General features: G+C 34.7%; 1 protein-coding gene. It reads left to right on the forward strand.

Annotated features, from left to right (window positions below; translation table 11 throughout):
- The first annotated feature begins 128 nt into the window (after window positions 1-128).
- On the forward strand, window positions 129-1,406 hold the full coding sequence (locus B9P78_RS09460; RefSeq protein WP_094519178.1) for an ISL3 family transposase: 1,278 nt from the start codon (window positions 129-131) through the stop codon (window positions 1,404-1,406).
- The last annotated feature ends 338 nt before the right edge of the window (window positions 1,407-1,744 follow it).

Here is a 1,744-nt window from a genome sequence, read left to right on the forward strand (position 1 = left end):
GGGTCTCCGACTTTTGGTGTGGATGAGAAATCATTCAAACCTATTTTGTATAAAAATACAAAAAGACATATGAATATTTCCTATGCTAAAATTTAAGCGTCTAAACCAAAATTAGAAAGGAAATTCATATGTCTCACAACGATAATATCAGAATTTTACTAAACATTAAAGATACTAACATCACATTTAACGAAGAAAATTGGATTCAAGAGCGTAATATTAAAGGAATAAATGTAAAAGTTTTTACTGGCACGTTAACCTACAAGCCCAAGGCTTGCCCTAAATGTGGTTGTGTAAATGACCATTCTATCGTTAAAGATGGGTTTATGACGTCCAGGATCACGTGGTTACGCCAATCCAATACACCAACCTATCTAGAGCTTAAGAAGCAACGCTTCTGGTGTCATGAATGCGATGAGCGCTTCATTGCTCATACCAGTGAGGTTGCACGTAATTGTCATATCGCTAAACAAGTGAAGCAATCTGTTTTAGTTGAGGCTGCAGATACGATTTCAAACAAGGATCTCGCTCGTAGGCACTGTATCTCAGATAATACTAGTAGACGAATTATTAATCGCTTTATGGATGACTATTTTCGTCACAATCGCACAAAACTAGCGAAACACATGTGCTTCGATGAGATCAAATCTACAAAACAAGCTGACAATCAAATGAGTTTTATTTTTAGTAATGAGGATACCCGTGAAGTTCTTGGTATACTGCCCACTCGACAACTATACAAATTAAGAGAATACTTCCGCCAATTTAGTTTAAAAGAGCGCTCTGCAGTTGAAACCATTGTTGTTGATATGAATGCGCCTTATATGACTTTGGTTAGAGAAATGTTTCCAAACGCCAAAGTAATTATTGATCGTTTTCATATCATTCAATTGATTTCACGTTCTTTAAACAAAACGAGAGTTCAAGTAATGAATACTTTCAATACAAATAGAAATCATGGTGAAGATAAAAAAGAGTATCGCAAGCTGAAAAGTTTTTGGAAGCTTATCCTAAAGGATTTCAACGAAGTTGATTTTATAAATTATAGAAAACAACGTTTATTTAAAGGGAAAATGGTTTGTGATATGGATATTCTTGATCATCTACTTTCTTTAGATGAGGATTTAACGGAAAATTACTGGGTATATCAAGCTTTACTAGAGGCTTCTAAAGAAAATAATATCGAAATGTTTCATGAGACTATTACTGCAGAACGTCACCAAAATATCAGTAAATATATGCAAACCTCACTGAACACATTATTGAAGAATATAGCATTTATCGCAAACACCTTCCATTACAAGACTAGATCAAACGCTAGTCTAGAAGGAAAAAATAATCGTATCAAGGTCATAAAACGTGTATCCTATGGATATCGTAATTTTTCAATTTCAGAAATAGAGTGATGATTAGTTTCATTTTAAAACCGGGCAAGCCCGCTTCCCTTAATTAAATAAACATGATACATCCCGCTCGCTATGTTCAAAGAAAAAAACTGCAAGTGTACGTCCTTAGCCGTGAAAAAGCATGATATCGAGACCTTGGCTCGATATCAAGGCAGAGAGACCTTGGCTCTCGCCGGTGCCACAGCTCTTAAGGAACGTACACAGCAGTTCAAAGGACAAAAAAGATAGTTCTTCTTTTATCAAATCTCATTTAAAATAAAAAAGAAACTCAAATCCATATAAAATGAATTTAAGTTTCTTGCTTAAATTAAGCTATCCACATTAAATGTCGAAGAGCC

The organism is Aerococcus sp. 1KP-2016, from assembly GCF_002252085.1.
In the GTDB taxonomy this organism is placed as follows: Bacteria; Bacillota; Bacilli; order Lactobacillales; family Aerococcaceae; genus Aerococcus.

What these genes read in the sequence shown, in the direction of transcription:
- B9P78_RS09460 (WP_094519178.1), top strand. Translation starts at nt 129, where the DNA reads ATGTCTCACAACGATAATATCAGAATTTTACTAAACATTAAAGATACT.